Source organism: Pantoea sp. ICBG 828 (assembly GCF_002928355.1).
In the GTDB taxonomy this organism is placed as follows: domain Bacteria; phylum Pseudomonadota; class Gammaproteobacteria; order Enterobacterales; family Enterobacteriaceae; genus Pantoea; species Pantoea dispersa.
In genome coordinates this window covers 66099-80261 of the sequence record NZ_POWN01000007.1, presented here as the reverse complement: position 1 = coordinate 80261, position 14163 = coordinate 66099, and the positions used below count along the sequence as shown (strand labels likewise).

Genomic DNA, 14163 nt, shown 5'->3' with positions numbered 1-14163 from the left:
GCGGCGCACCTTATGGTAGGGGCGCCATTCATGGCGACCTGGCAAATTAATAACGTCTTAAATCGGGCACTCGCGCACAATCGGGTTTTGCGCGATCTCTTCCTGCAATACATGCAGCATACTGTTGGCAATCTCCCGCTCGCCCATTACCACGCGATTGGCGCCACGCTCCATGATATAGGCCACTTCGTCGTCGTAATGCGCCCGGGCGATAATCTCAATATCTGCCCGCTTTTCGCGCGCGGCGGTAACAATTTCCCCGGCTTCATAGCCGTTGGGGATGGTCAGCAGCAGCCAGCGCGCGCAGTCAAGACGCGCTAAATCCATGGTATCGACTCGCGCCGCGTTGCCCAGCACGGCTTTGATGCCCTGTTCGCGCAGCGCTTCGACGCGCGGGCGCGAATTCTCCACTACCACCAGCGGCACATCAGCTTCCATCAGCTGCTGTCCCAGCAGGCTGCCGACGCGACCGTAACCCACGATCACCGCATGATTGCAGATATCCACCGGAATCTGCTTCTCTTCTTCAATTGCCTCTTCCAGTGTCTGCTCTTCCATGGTCTCGGTTTTGTCGAGATAACGCTCCAGCACGGTAAACAGAATCGGATTAAGCATGATGGAGAGAATCGCCGCCGCCAGCACCAGGTTGCGGCCTTCGTCGCTCAGCATACCGAGCGAAATCCCCAGTCCGGCGAGGATAAAAGCGAATTCGCCAATCTGCGCCAGGCTGACGGAGATGGTCAGCGCGGTGCGCCGCGAGTGGCCGAGCAGCGTGACCAGCAGCCAGGCGGCAATCGATTTGCCCAGCACGATAATGGCCAGCGCACCCAGCACCGCCAGCGGCTGCTCCAGCAGGATCATCGGATCGAACAGCATGCCGACCGAGACAAAAAACAGCACGGCAAACGCATCGCGCAGCGGCAGCGTGTCGTGTGCCGCCCGGTGGCTGAGCTCTGATTCATTCAGCACCATGCCGGCAAAAAAGGCGCCGAGGGCAAAGGAAACATCAAAGAATTCCACCGCGCCAAACGCGATACCCAGCGCCAGCGCCAGTACCGACAGCGTAAACAGCTCGCGTGAACCGGTGGCGGCGCTTTTGGCCAGAATCCACGGCACCACGCGGCGGCCGACCACCATCATCAGCACCATAAAGGCAGCGACTTTGCCGATGGTCAGTAACAGGTCCCACGCCAGCAGCGTCGGGCTGGCATTTCCCTGCTCCAGCATGCCGGCGATGGCCGGCAGCAGCACCAGCGTCAGCACCATCACCAGGTCTTCGACGATCAGCCAGCCGATGGCGATCTGCCCGCGCTGGCTATCAATCAGTTGACGCTCTTCCAGCGCGCGCAGCAGCACCACGGTACTGGCGGTAGAAAGACACAGGCCAAACACCAGGCCGGTCATCCATGACCAGCCCATCGCCCATGACAGACCCATTCCCAGCAGCGTGGCGACCGCGATCTGCGCGATGGCACCGGGAATGGCGATCGACTTTACCGACATCAAATCCTTAAGCGAGAAGTGCAGACCGACGCCGAACATCAGCAGAATAACGCCGAGTTCAGCCAGTTCGGGGGCCAGATTGGTATCCGCGACGAAGCCCGGGGTAAAAGGACCCGCCAGCACGCCGGCCAGCAGATAGCCGACCAGCGGCGAGATGCGCAGGCGATTCGCCAGCATACCAAGGAGAAATGCGAGGACCAGACCTCCGACAATGGTGGTGATCAACGGGGTAGTGTGATGCATGCCTGTCTCCTTGTGTGCAAATGTATCCGCTTGTAACAACCTAGTGTAATGCACAATCGTTCGCCGCGTTTAAACATTTGAGCGGTGAAAGACGAAAAAATTGAAAAAATGAGACAAAAACGCAGCCGAAGCGCTATTTTCCTCAGTTATCTCAGCATATCGGCAGGATTTATGCAGAATGGAGGGGGGCAGAGAAAAATAGTTGCCCCCCGAAAGGGCTCAGCGCTGCTGCTGATCAGGTAAGAAAGCGGTCAACAAGCCAATAAGTGGCAGCCAGGCGCAGATTTGATACACCCATTCGATACTGGTGTGGTCGGCTACTACGCCCAGGACCGCCGCGCCGAGGCCGCCCATGCCAAAAGCAAAACCGAAAAACAGCCCGGAAACCATACCGATACGCCCCGGCAGCAGCTCCTGGGCATAGACCAGAATGGCGGAAAACGCCGAGGCAAGGATCAGACCAATAATGACGCTCAGCACGCTGGTCCACATCAGGCTGGCGTGCGGTAACAGCAGGGTAAACGGCGCCACGCCGAGAATCGATCCCCAGATGACATATTTCCGTCCGATTTTATCGCCTATCGGCCCACCGATAATGGTGCCGGCGGCGACCGCGCCGAGAAAGGCAAACAGATGGAACTGCGAGGCCTGCACGGACAGCCCGAATTTGTGCATCAGATAGAAGGTGTAATAGCTGCTCAGGCTGGTGAGATAAAAGTACTTGGAGAATATCAGCAGCAGCAGAATGCCGATGGCCAGCGCCACTTTATTGCGCGGCAGGGGGTTACGCGGCCTGCTGGCAGCGCTGGCCTGCGTGGCGCGCTGCTGGTGGCTGTACCAGCGGCTCACCTGCAGCAGCACAATGATGCCGAGCAGCGCGGCCAGCATGAACCAGCTGAGATGGCCTTTGCCATAGGGCGCGACGATGATGGCGGCCAGCAGCGGCCCGAGTGCGCTGCCAAAGTTACCACCGACCTGAAACAGCGACTGAGCCAGCCCGTGGCGGCCGCCGGAGGCCATACGCGCCACGCGCGACGATTCCGGATGGAACACCGATGAGCCGCAGCCAACCAGCGCTGCGGCCAGCAGCACCTGCGGATAAGTGCTGGCAAAGGTCAGCAGCACCAGACCGAACAAGGTAAACCCCATCCCGACCGGCAGTGACCAGGGTTTCGGATATTTGTCGGTGTAATAGCCAATCAGCGGTTGTAATAATGAGGCCGTAACCTGATACGTCAGCGTAATCAAACCAATTTGCACAAAGCTGAGGCTGAAATCTTTCTGCAGCAGCGGATAGATCGCCAGTAACAGCGATTGCAGCATATCGTTCAGCAGATGCGCGAGACTGATGGCACCAAGAATGCCAAAAGCGGTACGCCCGGTGCGCCGCGTCGGGGTTAACGTCTGTTCACTTGCCATAAAGATCCTGAAGGGGTGGGAATTTCGTTATCAGATTGTTACGTCATGCATGACTGTATTCGCCTTTGGCCTTGAGTTAAAGGGCGAACTGTGCGACACAGAAGGGCGAAAAAGCACATCAGGCGCACCGCCCGGTAAAAAACGCAGAATAAGGAGATCGGCTTTGTTGTTATCACCGCACAGAGGGCGCTGGCTGGCGCTGATTATGCTGCTGTTGCCGCTGCTGGCGCAGGCGTGGCAGCCGGACCGCAGCTACCGTTTCAGCATTTTGCACACCAACGATCATCACGGCCACTTCTGGGCCAACGCGCAGGGTGAATATGGTCTGGCCGCGCAGAAAACGCTGATGGATCAGCAGCGGTACGATGTGCAGGCGAAGGGCGGCGGCGCGCTAATTCTGTCGGCGGGCGACGTCAACACCGGCGTGCCGGAATCGGATGTGCTGAACGCCGAGCCGGACATTCGCGGCATGAACCTTATCGGCTATGACGCGATGGCGCTCGGTAACCACGAATTCGACAAACCGCTCAGCGTGCTGCAAAAGCAGCAGAAATGGGCGAAGTTTCCGTTTCTTGCCGCCAACATTTATGCCAAAGGCAGCGATAAGCGCCTGTTTAAGCCGTGGGCGATATTCAATCGTATGGGACTGAAAATTGCGGTGATCGGCCTGACCACCACTGATACGCTGCGCATCGCCAATCCGCAAAACGTGGCGCAGATAGAGATTCGCGATCCGGTGAAAGAGACGGAAAAAGCGGTGGCGGAACTGCGCGCCAGCGACAAGCCGGATGTGATTATCGCGCTGACGCACATGGGCCACTACGACGATGGGCAGCATGGCAGCAACGCACCGGGTGATGTGGAACTGGCGCGCAGCCTGCCGCCGGGCACGGTTAATGTGATCGTCGGCGGGCATTCGCACGATGCGGTGTGCATGGCAAAAGAGAACGTCAGCGTGGCGGATTATCAGCCCGGACAGCCGTGCCAGCCGGATCGCCAGAACGGCGTGTGGATCGTGCAGGCAAAAGAGTGGGGGAAATTTGTCGGTCGCGGCGATTTCACCTTCCGCAACGGTGAGCTGACGCTGGATAACTATCAGCTGATTCCGGTCAACCTTAAGCACAAGGTGAAGAACCTTGATGGCAGCGAAACCTGGCTGCCGTATCAGGAAGCGATAGCGCAGAACGGCGCAATGATGAAGCTGCTGACGCCGTATCAGCTGCGCGCCGGCAAACAGCTGGCGGTCAACGTGGGTCGCAGCGACAGCGTGTTTGATGGCGACCGCAGCAAGGTGCGCTTTGAACAAATGCCACTGGCTCAGCTGATCCTGCGCGCGCAGATGGCGGCTACTCAGGCCGACTTTGCCGTTATCAGCGGCGGCGGTATTCGCACCTCGCTGGCGCAGGAAGAGATCAGCTGGCGCGATCTGTTGCAGATCCAGCCGTTTGGCAATCAGGTGGTGTCCGTGACGCTTACGGGCAAAGAGCTGCTGAACTACCTGGCGACGGTGGCGAATATCAAAGCCGATTCCGGCGGTTTCGCGCAGTTCAGCAACATCAGCCTGGTGGCCGATGGCAAAAGCGTCAGCGCAGTGAAAATCAATGGCGAGCCGCTGCAGCTGGATAAAACCTATCGCATGGCCACTAACAGCTTTAACGCCAGCGGCGGCGACGGCTATCCGGTGATTGATGGCCATGCTGGTTTCCGCAACAGCGGCCTGCGTGATGCCGAGGTACTGCGCAGCTATGTCAGTCAGCACTCACCGCTGCGCGTCGCCGATTATGCGCCACCGCAGATTGTGCACCTGACACCGCAGCAGGTTGAGGAGCGCGACAAAGCGCTGGAGAAGCAAAAGAAGCGCAGCTATCCGCAGATGATCCTGGCGTGGATCTGGCCGCGCGCGGCGCACGAGTGACAACACGGGCGGCACTTCAGCCGCCCGTGGTTTTTCAGGCGCGGCAGGATTTCTGGCTCACCCAGCGCTGGCGCAGCTTATCCCATGCCCAGTTGTAAGCCATGGTGTAGGGCAGAAAGAACAGAAAGAACGCCACTTCCAGCAGGAAAGCCTCCAGCAGCGAAATGTGCAACATCCACGCGGCAATCGGCAGGCCAATAAGGATAAAGCCGCCCTCAAAGCCGAGCGCATGCAGCGCGCGCAGGCCGAGACCGCGCTGGCGCTGCGGCGGACAGAGACGGTCAAAACCGCTGTTATAAATGATGTTCCACAGCATGGCGACGGTCGACAGCATAATCGCCAGCGCGCCCATCTGAAACAGCGGTTTATCCATGGCCCAGGCGGCCAGCGGCGCAACCGTGACGATCGCTAACCCTTCAAAGCCTGCGGCATGACAAAAACGTTCTTTCAGTGAACGGGTACGCATATAAACCTCCTTTTGAGTAACGCCACGCATTTTCTCACTGCACAATGCTAAGATAAAATGATTACCTATCGATAAAAGCGATGGTTCAGCATGAAGTACTCACCAGAATCCCTTGAGGCATTTGTCCAGACCGTCGCCAGCGGCTCGTTTTCTGCAGCGGCGCGTGCGCTGGCAAAAAGTCAGTCCACCATCAGTAGCGCGGTGGCCAATCTCGAAGATGACTTAGGCTTTGCGCTGTTTGATCGCAGCGGACGCCAGCCGGTGCTGACCGCTCAGGGCCAGCGCGCGCTGGCGCAGGTGCAGCAAATTCTTGCTGCCAGCCAGCGGCTGGATGAACTGGCGGTGCGGCTGTCGCAGGGCGTTGAGCCGCGCCTCAGCCTGGCCATTTCCGACTTCTGGCAGGCCGATCACCATGAAAATCTGCTGACGCGCTTTGAGGCACGCTATCCGGATATCGAGTTTGAATGCATGATTGCGGAAGATGAGGATGTGCTGGATTTACTGCAGGCCGGGCGCGTACATCTTGGCGTGGTGCGCGCGCAGCCGCGTTTGCCGCCGGATCTGGCGGTGGCGCGACTGCAGGTTGAAGCGCAAATGGCGATTTTTCTGCATCAGGATCACCCGCTGGCAGCCCGTTCGCAGGTGAGCGAGGCACAGCTGGGCGAATTGCGTCAGCTGCGGCTCAATACCTGGGTGGAAACCCGCCAGCCGCTGCCGGCCGGCCGCACCTGGTCGGCACCAACCTATCTTTTATTGCTGGAGATGGCGGAGCAGGGGTTTGGCTGGAGCGTACTGCCGCGCTGGCTGGTGCAGCAGTTTGGTCATCAGGTCTTGCGCGAGCTGCCGGTGCCGGGCTGGCCGCAGCATATCGCAGTGGATGTCATCTGGTCGCGGCGCAATCCGCCGGGCCCGGCCGGGCGCTGGATGATCGACCAGCTGTGCGCGCAGCAGCCTGATTAATCGCGGCGCGCCACGTCAGCCAGCGTGGCATCCAGCAGCCGTGCCAGATCCTGCGCGGCCAGTTCGATATCCAGCCCGCGCTTGCCGCCGGAAATAAAGATGGTCGGGAATTCGCTGGCCTGCTGATCGATCACCGTCGGCAGTCGCTTTTTCTGCCCCAGCGGACTGATGCCACCCACCAGATAGCCGGTGACGCGCTGCGCCAGTTGCGGATCGGCCATGTCGGCTTTCTTCGCCCCCAGCGCTTTGGCGACTTTTTTCAAATCCAGCTGTGAAGAGACCGGCGTCACCGCCACTGCCAGCGCTTTGCCATCACCGTTAAGCGCCACCAGCAGGGTTTTAAACACCTGGCGCGCATCCAGGTTGAGCTTGCGCACCGCCTCGTCACCGAAGTGGGTTTCATGGCTGTCATGCTCGTAGGGATGCAGGGTAAAAGCGACCTGTTGTTTTTCCAGCAGTTTTACGGCGGGTGTCATAATCAATCCTTGCTACGAAAATTCTTATCTCGGTTTGCGTGAAAGTACTGGCGAAAATCTGAACTTTGCGCGAAAATTGGCCGGCGCCAGTCACCCTGGCGATAACCAAAATCATAAACAAATTCCTCTTTGACGGGCCGATAGCAATATTGGCCTTCTTTTTTTATGCCTTCAGCAGCTGCGGCAAATTGTCTTCGCCGTACAGATGCAGTGCACCGACCGCCACCACATAGCGCCCGCGCGGCAACGCCAGCAGCAGCTCGCGCCAGTGCTGATTACGGTTGCGCATCAGAGTATCGTTCAGTTCACTACTGAACGTAGTCGGCAGCGCCACCGGCTGACTGGCGGGCGGCGCATCCAGCCACCAGCTGATCATGGTTTGCAGCAGTCGCGCGTTGGTGTGCCAGTGTTCCAGCGTATCCAGCAGCAGCGCCAGGCCATCCTGCGGTAGTGATTTCAGCAACGCGATCTGCGTTTCCGGCCCTTCCAGCTCAATAATGCGTTTTCCTGCCGCCTGCGCTGCCTGCAGCAGCTGATAGTCGATACCGTACTGCGGTCGCAGCCCCAGCCGCTGCGCCTGCTGCGCCTGCAGCATCAGCGCAATTTGCCAGAACGGCAGGCTATCAAACAGCGCGATGTTCAGTGACAGCTCATCGCACAGCGCCGTCAGCTGCTGCAGCGTCTCTGGCGTCAGCCGCGTTGCCAGCGGCGGATACGCTTCACCCTCACTAAACGGTGAACTGCCGCGGGTAATATCCGCTTCCACCACCAGCGCATCGGCTTTCTGCAGCTGGCGCAGCAAGCCGGCCGGCAGCGGTTGCATATCGCGCGTGCCCATATGAATACTGCCAGCCAGATGCAGACGGCGGTCTCCGAGTCTGATATCCATGGCGGGCCAGCTGTAGCTGGCGGGGAACAGGCTGCTGGCCAGCTGTTGCAGGCGGTGCCACACACTGCGTCTCATGCCGTGTCCTTTTTAAGTCAAAAATCCATGCTAGCGATTTCGCTCAGCGAAAGACAGGGCAGAGGTTGCTATTGCCGCTGCGCCGGTTTAAAGCGTAGCAAACGGTTAGCATTGCTCACCACGGTGATCGACGACAGCGCCATGGCGGCACCGGCGACGATGGGGCTGAGCAGCACGCCGGTAAACGGATAGAGTACGCCGGCAGCAATCGGAATGCCCAGGCTGTTATAGACAAAGGCACCCAGCAGATTCTGCCGCATATTGCGCAGCGTGGCGTTGGCCATCGCCAGCGCGTCGGCCACGCAGTGCAGATCGTTGCGCATCAGCGCCATCGCCGCGGTTTCAACCGCCACATCGCTGCCGCCGCCCATGGCGATCCCCACATCCGCCTGCGCCAGCGCCGGGGCGTCGTTGATGCCGTCGCCCACCATCACCACGCTGCGCCCCTGCTGTTGCAGCTGCGCTATCGCCTGCGCTTTACCGTCCGGCAGCACGCCAGCGATCACCTCATCAATGCCCGCTTCGGCAGCGATGGCTTCGGCAGTGGTCTGATGGTCACCGGTCAGCATGATCAGACGGTAGCCCAACTGATGCAGCCGCTGTAGCGCCGCACGGCTCTCCGGACGCAGCTGGTCGCGCAGGGCGATCAGGCCCAGCAGCTGCTGCTGATCCGCCAGCAGCACCGGCGTGGCGCCCTGCGCGGCGAGCCGCGCGATATCCTGCTGTGCGTCGCGCAGGTCGATGTGCTGCTCTTCCAGCAGCGCCGCATTGCCCAGCAGCAGCGTTCTGTCAGCGACAGTAGCACTCACGCCTTTGCCACGTATTGTACGAAATTGCGCAACGCGGGCATCACTGACGGTCGGTGCGGCGGCGACGATGGCCTTCGCCAGCGGATGCCCCGATCCCAGCTCCAGCTGGGCGGCCGCCTGCAATACCTGCTGACGATCCCAGTCGCTGTACAGCAGCACCTCGCTGACCTGCGGCGTACCCTGGGTCAGGGTGCCGGTTTTATCAAACACAATGGTGTCGACTTCACTGGCCCGCTGCAGCGCATCGGCATCGCGCACCAGCACGCCCAGCTCGGCAGCGCGGCCGACGCCCGCAATCACCGACATCGGCGTGGCTAAGCCCAGCGCACACGGACAGGCGATAATCAACACCGTGGTGACAATCACCAGCGTATAGGCCAACTGCGGCTGCGGCCCGATAAAATACCAGACCGCTCCGCTGAGCAAGGCAATCGCCACCACCACCGGCACAAATACCGCCGAGATGCGATCGGCCAGCCGGCCCATTTCCGGCTTGCTGCTCTGCGCCTGACGCACCAGATTGATGATACGGGCCAGCGTGGTATGGCTGCCGGTGGCGCGGGCGGTGAACTGTAGCGATCCGTCCTGCACCAGCGTCCCGGCATAAATCTTATCGCCAGGACGGCGCGACTGCGGCAGCGCTTCGCCGGTGAGCATTGCTTCGTCAAGCCAGGCTTCGCCGCGGCTGACTTCGCCGTCCACCGGTACGCGATCGCCGGTCACCAGCTTCAGCATCATGCCCGGTGCGATTTCGCTCAGCGGCAGTTGCTTTTCCCCTTCGGCGGTGATCACGCAGGCCTGCGCCGGGGTTAAATCCAGCAGCCGCTCCAGCGCCTGTGAGGCGCGCTGGCGCGCGCGCTGTTCCAGCGCATGGCCGAGGTTAATCAGGCCGATGATCATCACGCTGGCTTCAAAATAAAGGTGGCGCGCCTGCGGCGGGAAAAATGCCGGCCACAGCGCGACGCTCATTGAGTAGATCCAGGCCGCACCGGTACCGAGCGCGACCAGCGTGTCCATGGTGGCGGTAGCATGACGCAGGCTGCGCCACGCGCTGCGATAGAAGTGGCCGCCGGCAAGCACCATCACCGCCAGCGTGACGGCACCGAGCACGCGCCAGAGCGTCTGATTGCTGTCGTTTAGCATCATGTGATCACCGACCATGCCCCAGACCATCATCGGCACGCCGACGATCAGCGCCAGCGCCGCCTGCCAGCTAAAGCGGCGCATCGCCTGCCGTGCGCTGACCTGCTGGCGCTCGCGCCGGGTTTGTTCATCTTCGATCACTTCCGCAGAATAACCCGCCTCGTCTACGGCGCTGACCAGCGCTGAGGGTACGGCATCGCCCAGCACCAGCGCGCTGCGCTCACCCAGATTGACGCGCGCCTGGCTCACGCCGGGCACTTTCTGTAACGCCTGCTCGACGCGGCTGACGCAGCTGGCGCAGCTCATCCCGCCTATCAGCAGATGGTGCACCGCAAGATTCTCTTCTGCCGGCTGCGACTCCGTTGTCAGCGCCTCCGGCTGCGGCTCCTGAGCTGGCAACGGATCAGGCTTTGGGCTGGACGCCTCATTTTTCAGCGTGGCGTGATAACCAGCCTGCTCAACGGTGGCAATCAGATCGCTGGCGCTGGCTGCGCCGGTGACGCGCGCTTCCTGCTGCGTTACCTCGGCCTGTTCCACATCGCTGCGCTGTTCCAGCGCCTCTTTAACGCGTTTAACACAGTGGCCACAGGACAAGCCGTCCAGAGCCAGTAATTGTGTGTGTGACATCATCAACTCCTCGTTTATCAGGTTTGACTCGCTGCAAGGTTTGCATTAGTTATAAAGCCTAAACCTTCCATTCAGGGGAAGGTCAAGGGGCAGAGATGAACATCAGCGATGTAGCAAAAAAAACCGGGCTGACCAGCAAAGCGATTCGTTTTTACGAACAGAAAGGGGTGGTTACGCCGCCGTTACGCAGTGACAACGGCTATCGCAGTTATGGCGCGCACCACCTGGATGAGCTCAATTTTCTGCGCCAGGCGCGGCAGGTGGGCTTCACACTCGAGGAGTGTCGCGAACTGGTCGCGCTGTTTAATAACCCGGCGCGCCACAGTGCTGATGTTAAAGCGCGCACTCTGCAGAAGGCGGATGAGATCGCGGCGCATATTGAAGAGCTGCACGCGATGCGCGCGCGTCTGCTGGAACTGGCTGCAGCCTGCCCGGGCGATGACGGTGCCGAATGTCCCATCATCAATCACCTGGCGGGCTGCGGTCATCAGGAGGGCGGCAAACGCGGCTGAATCAGCAGCGTGATGCCTGACACGCCGGTCACGATCACCGGCGTGCCCGCTGGCAAATCTTCCTGCGCCTGCACGCGCCAGCTGCTGTCACCAATGCGCACATGACCGACGCCGTCTTTTAGCGCACTGTCTAACGTCAGGTGCTGGCCAATCAGCTGGCTGCCGCGCTGATTGAGCGTATTGGGCTGCTGCGCACTTTCGCGAAAGCGCATCCAGCGATACCAGAAAAACACGCACAGCAGCGTCAGGGCGGCGAACAACATGCCCTGGCTGGTCCACGAGAACGGAAACAGCCACTCAATGATCCCGACCAGCACCGCCGCCACGCCGCTCCACAGCAGGTAACCGCTGGTGCCGAGCATCTCCGCAGCCAGCAGTAAACCGCCCAGCGTGAGCCAGAACCAGTGCGGATGCGCAATCAGCTCCATCAGCATCACGGTTTGCGCTCCTGACGGCTCTCTTTCAGCAGCTCGCTGATACCGGCCACCGAGCCGAGCAGGCTGCTGGCATCGAGCGGCATCATCACCACTTTGCTGTTATTCGCTTCGCCAATTTTTTGCAGGGCATCGGTGTATTTCTGCGCCACAAAGTAATTAATCGCCTGGATATCCCCGGCAGAGATGGCTTCTGACACCATCCGCGTGGCGTTGGCCTCGGCTTCGGCCTGACGCTCGCGCGCTTCCGCCTGCAAAAAAGCGGAGGTACGTTCGCCTTCCGCTTTAAGGATTTGCGACTGCTTATCGCCCTCGGCGCGCAGGATGGCCGCCTGGCGAACGCCTTCGGCGGCGAGGATATCGGCGCGTTTGGTACGCTCGGCTTTCATCTGCGCGTTCATGGCCGCTATCAGTTCCTGCGGCGGGCGCACGTCGCGGATTTCAATACGGGTGATTTTTACCCCCCACGGATTGGTCGCTTCATCAACAATGTGCAGCAGGCGGGTATTAATGTTATCGCGCTGCGACAGCATCTCATCCAGCTCCATGCCGCCGAGCACGGTGCGGATATTGGTCATGGTGAGGTTGATGATGGCCAGCTCAAGATTGCTGACTTCATAAGCGGCGCGCGCCGAATCCACCACCTGAATAAAGCACACTGCATCGATGGTGACGTTGGCGTTATCTTTGGAGATGATCTCCTGCGACGGAATATCGAGGACCTGCTCCATCATATTGATCCGGCGACCAATACGGTCCATGAACGGCACGACTAAATTCAGACCGGGCGGCAACGTTTTGGTGTAGCGGCCAAAGCGCTCCACCGTCCACTGGTAGCCCTGTGGCACAATTTTGACACCGGCCCACACGGTAACCAGCGCGAGCACGATGATGACGGGAATCACTGTTAACATATAACCTCCTGGCTGTCAGATTGTCGGGCCGAGTCGCTTCGGCCCGTTTACCGCGCGGTACCGGTCAGTACAGCAGCGAGTAGAGCTGGCGACGATAGCGCGAGGCGAGGGCATCGCCGGTGCCGAGGGCCGCCAGAATCTCCTGGAACATTTTGCGCACTTCGCCGTCACCGGCGCTGAGATCGCGCTTCAGAAAACCTAACAACAGCTCCAGCGCTTCTTCATTGCGGCCCACCTGATGCAGCTGTAACGCAAGTTTAGCAGCCAGACCGGCGTTGTCCGGTTCGCTTGCCATCTGCTCCTGGAGCTGCTGGATCTCCGGCGTGTCGGCGGCCTGTTTCAGCAGGTCGATTTGCGAAATCAGGCTCTGATAGCGCGTATCCTGATCCTGCAACGGCACCACAGCCAGCACCGCTTCGGCTTCTTCGCTGCGGTTCAGGGTGATCAGGACTTCTGCCAGCAGAAAACCGATTTCACTGTTCTGATTGCTCAGCTGCCAGGCGTCTTTCAGCAGCGGTAGCGCATCCAGCGGCTTGCCTTCCTGCATCAGCTGCATCGCCTGCTGCGCCTTTAACTCCTCTTCACGCGGCAGGACTTTCTCCAGCAGCGCGCGAATTGCCTCTTCCGGCTGCGGGCCCTGGAAGCCATCGACCGGCTGGCCGTTCTGGAACAGGTAGACGGTCGGCAGAGAGCGCAGACCAAACTGCGATGCCACCAGCTGCTCTTTATCGCAATCCAGCTTCGCCAGAATAAACTGGCCGGCGTACTCCTGTGCCAGACGTTCCAGCACCGGCGTCAGCTGCTGGCAGTGCTGGCTGCGCTCCGACCAGAAGTAGAACAGTACCGGCAGCTGCATTGATTGCTCCAGCGTCTGCTGCAGGTTGGATTCGTTGATGTCGATAATCAAAGCGTGTGACATGAATACGTCTCTTGGCAGAAAGTGTGTTGAGGATATGGGGGCAAACGCCCCGGCTTCAAGTTCAATTCCGGCTTGCAGTTTAGTTACTGCGTAAAATGCGATCCAGCATCCAGCCCGGCAGCAGTCGTTTGAGCAGACTCATCGCCCAGGCGACCAGCGTCACCGGATAGCGCAGGCGCGGATGTTTACTCTCCAGCGCATGCCGCAGTTTCGGCAGAATCGCCTCCGGTGGCAGGCTAAAGCGCGCGGCGATACCGGGGTTGCGCACGGGCTTGTCGCGTTCGCCCTGCTGCACGTTTTCGGTAAACCGGGTGGTAATCGGGCCCGGCTCAATCAGGCTGACGCGCACGCCGCTGTGGCGCACTTCCATGCGCAGCGCATCGCTCCACGCCTCCAGCGCCCATTTACTGGCGGCATAAGCGCCGCGGCCCGGCGTGGAAATCAGGCCGAGCACCGAGCTGGTGTTGATAATCCGCCCGTCGCCGCTATTTTGCAGCGCCGGCAACAGGCGCAGCGTCAGCTGGTGGGTGCCAAAAAAGTTGGTGGAGAATTGCTGCTCCAGCTGCTGACGCGACACGCTGGTCAGCGGACCGTACTGGCCGAAGCCGCCGTTATTGAACAGCCCGTGCAGGCAGTGATCGGTGAGGTCCAGCACGCGATCGGCGGCGGCATCCACGCTGGCCGGATCGTCAAGATCCAGCTGGATGCCGGTGAAGCCGAGCTCATCCATGCGCGCCACATCGTCGGCGCGGCGACAGGCGGCCAGCACGCGATAGCCGCGCGCCAGCAGATCGTTGGCCGCCACCAGACCGATGCCGCTGGAGCAGCCGGTTATTAATACAGACTTTTGCATATCTTT

General features: G+C 60.2%; 13 protein-coding genes. 3 read left to right on the top strand and 10 right to left on the bottom strand.

Features of this window, described 5'->3' with window-relative positions:
• Positions 1–57 precede the first annotated feature (57 nt).
• Together ybaL and C1Y43_RS17395 are read right to left on the bottom strand one after the other, a co-directional pair.
• Positions 58–1746 carry a YbaL family putative K(+) efflux transporter gene (gene ybaL / locus C1Y43_RS17400; RefSeq protein ID WP_021508650.1) on the bottom strand — a complete coding sequence of 563 codons (1689 nt, stop codon included), beginning with the start codon at positions 1744–1746 and terminating at the stop codon, positions 58–60.
• 219 nt (positions 1747–1965) lie between these two features.
• The gene (locus C1Y43_RS17395) at positions 1966–3165 is read right to left on the bottom strand and encodes an MFS transporter (protein ID WP_058769404.1); all 1200 of its coding nucleotides are present in this window, start codon (positions 3163–3165) and stop codon (positions 1966–1968) included.
• Between the two features lie 163 nt (positions 3166–3328).
• Between C1Y43_RS17395 and ushA the strand changes: the two genes are divergently transcribed.
• Entirely contained in the window at positions 3329–5080 is a 1752-nt protein-coding gene (ushA, locus tag C1Y43_RS17390; protein WP_104189085.1) for a bifunctional UDP-sugar hydrolase/5'-nucleotidase UshA, read from the top strand.
• Between the two features lie 34 nt (positions 5081–5114).
• On the opposite strand, the gene C1Y43_RS17385 is transcribed toward ushA, so the two are convergent.
• A complete protein-coding gene (locus C1Y43_RS17385; protein ID WP_058769406.1) occupies positions 5115–5546 on the bottom strand; it encodes a multidrug/biocide efflux PACE transporter in 432 nt (143 codons plus the stop codon).
• 90 nt (positions 5547–5636) lie between these two features.
• On the opposite strand from C1Y43_RS17385, the gene C1Y43_RS17380 reads away from it, so the two are divergent.
• The gene (locus C1Y43_RS17380; RefSeq protein ID WP_021508646.1) at positions 5637–6506 is read left to right on the top strand and encodes a LysR family transcriptional regulator; all 870 of its coding nucleotides are present in this window, start codon (positions 5637–5639) and stop codon (positions 6504–6506) included.
• Here the strand turns inward: C1Y43_RS17380 and ybaK are convergent.
• The 3 genes from ybaK to copA form a co-directional block, all read right to left on the bottom strand.
• On the bottom strand, positions 6503–6982 hold the full coding sequence (ybaK, locus tag C1Y43_RS17375; protein WP_021508645.1) for a Cys-tRNA(Pro)/Cys-tRNA(Cys) deacylase YbaK: 480 nt from the start codon (positions 6980–6982) through the stop codon (positions 6503–6505). The two genes, C1Y43_RS17380 and ybaK, sit on opposite strands and share 4 nt — an antisense overlap.
• A 163-nt stretch (positions 6983–7145) precedes the next feature.
• On the bottom strand, positions 7146–7946 hold the full coding sequence (locus C1Y43_RS17370; RefSeq protein WP_021508644.1) for a TraB/GumN family protein: 801 nt from the start codon (positions 7944–7946) through the stop codon (positions 7146–7148).
• Positions 7947–8014: 68 nt separating this feature from the next.
• The gene (gene copA, locus C1Y43_RS17365) at positions 8015–10525 is read right to left on the bottom strand and encodes a copper-exporting P-type ATPase CopA (protein WP_104189083.1); all 2511 of its coding nucleotides are present in this window, start codon (positions 10523–10525) and stop codon (positions 8015–8017) included.
• 95 nt (positions 10526–10620) lie between these two features.
• Between copA and cueR the strand changes: the two genes are divergently transcribed.
• Positions 10621–11037 (top strand): Cu(I)-responsive transcriptional regulator, encoded by a 417-nt coding sequence (gene cueR, locus C1Y43_RS17360; protein WP_021508642.1) that lies wholly within the window; start codon positions 10621–10623, stop codon positions 11035–11037.
• On the opposite strand, the gene C1Y43_RS17355 is transcribed toward cueR, so the two are convergent.
• From C1Y43_RS17355 to C1Y43_RS17340, 4 genes are all read right to left on the bottom strand, one after another.
• Positions 11013–11471 (bottom strand): NfeD family protein, encoded by a 459-nt coding sequence (locus C1Y43_RS17355; RefSeq protein ID WP_021508641.1) that lies wholly within the window; start codon positions 11469–11471, stop codon positions 11013–11015. The two genes, cueR and C1Y43_RS17355, sit on opposite strands and share 25 nt — an antisense overlap.
• Positions 11471–12385 carry an SPFH domain-containing protein gene (locus C1Y43_RS17350; RefSeq protein ID WP_021508640.1) on the bottom strand — a complete coding sequence of 305 codons (915 nt, stop codon included), beginning with the start codon at positions 12383–12385 and terminating at the stop codon, positions 11471–11473. Before C1Y43_RS17350 ends, C1Y43_RS17355 begins: the two co-directional genes overlap by 1 nt.
• Positions 12386–12449: 64 nt before the next feature.
• Positions 12450–13304, bottom strand: coding sequence for a co-chaperone YbbN (locus tag C1Y43_RS17345; protein WP_021508639.1), 855 nt, complete (start codon positions 13302–13304; stop codon positions 12450–12452).
• Positions 13305–13383: 79 nt separating this feature from the next.
• The gene (locus C1Y43_RS17340) at positions 13384–14157 is read right to left on the bottom strand and encodes an SDR family oxidoreductase (protein ID WP_104189081.1); all 774 of its coding nucleotides are present in this window, start codon (positions 14155–14157) and stop codon (positions 13384–13386) included.
• Positions 14158–14163: the final 6 nt, after the last annotated feature.

Bases quoted from the DNA above. Each gene is read 5' to 3' on its own strand.
- ybaL (WP_021508650.1), bottom strand. From the start codon at position 1,746: ATGCATCACACTACCCCGTTGATCACCACCATTGTCGGAGGTCTGGTC.
- C1Y43_RS17395 (WP_058769404.1), bottom strand. From the start codon at position 3,165: ATGGCAAGTGAACAGACGTTAACCCCGACGCGGCGCACCGGGCGTACC.
- C1Y43_RS17385 (WP_058769406.1), bottom strand. From the start codon at position 5,546: ATGCGTACCCGTTCACTGAAAGAACGTTTTTGTCATGCCGCAGGCTTT.
- C1Y43_RS17380 (WP_021508646.1), top strand. From the start codon at position 5,637: ATGAAGTACTCACCAGAATCCCTTGAGGCATTTGTCCAGACCGTCGCC.
- ybaK (WP_021508645.1), bottom strand. From the start codon at position 6,982: ATGACACCCGCCGTAAAACTGCTGGAAAAACAACAGGTCGCTTTTACC.
- C1Y43_RS17370 (WP_021508644.1), bottom strand. From the start codon at position 7,946: ATGAGACGCAGTGTGTGGCACCGCCTGCAACAGCTGGCCAGCAGCCTG.
- copA (WP_104189083.1), bottom strand. From the start codon at position 10,525: ATGTCACACACACAATTACTGGCTCTGGACGGCTTGTCCTGTGGCCAC.
- cueR (WP_021508642.1), top strand. From the start codon at position 10,621: ATGAACATCAGCGATGTAGCAAAAAAAACCGGGCTGACCAGCAAAGCG.
- C1Y43_RS17355 (WP_021508641.1), bottom strand. From the start codon at position 11,471: ATGCTGATGGAGCTGATTGCGCATCCGCACTGGTTCTGGCTCACGCTG.
- C1Y43_RS17350 (WP_021508640.1), bottom strand. From the start codon at position 12,385: ATGTTAACAGTGATTCCCGTCATCATCGTGCTCGCGCTGGTTACCGTG.
- C1Y43_RS17345 (WP_021508639.1), bottom strand. From the start codon at position 13,304: ATGTCACACGCTTTGATTATCGACATCAACGAATCCAACCTGCAGCAG.
- C1Y43_RS17340 (WP_104189081.1), bottom strand. From the start codon at position 14,157: ATGCAAAAGTCTGTATTAATAACCGGCTGCTCCAGCGGCATCGGTCTG.